Annotated in this window: 1 protein-coding gene; it reads left to right on the forward strand. The window is 31.3% G+C overall.

The genetic code is table 11. The annotated features are described in order from the left end of the window. Positions 1–329, forward strand: a 329-nt coding sequence (locus RCF13_RS01820) for a hypothetical protein (protein WP_308140776.1), incomplete at both ends; no start/stop codon positions are given.

Genomic DNA, 329 nt, shown 5'->3' on the forward strand with positions numbered 1-329 from the left:
AATCGCTATAACTTATTCACTCAGTATTACAACACCATATTGAATAGAGAGAGACAAAAGGCTGTAGTTAAAGTTTTAAATGATGAGTACAGTGATTATATAGACTTGATTCATTATAAACTGGGATTTTCTTTACAAAAAAATTCAGAGGGTGTAGAGAACCCGTCATCTAATATCCATATAAATGAGTTTGGAAATTTTGTCTATGAGTTATTGATAGATGACGTTGGACTAGATCCTGATGATGCACTTTTATTTAAAAACGAGATATTATTTGCGATTACTGATCGGCTAGTATTCATTTCTGAAGTTGAAGATTCTAAAGTTGG

Origin of the sequence: Stenotrophomonas maltophilia group sp. RNC7, from assembly GCF_030910085.1 — a bacterium.
Taxonomy (GTDB): domain Bacteria; phylum Pseudomonadota; class Gammaproteobacteria; order Xanthomonadales; family Xanthomonadaceae; genus Stenotrophomonas; species Stenotrophomonas sepilia.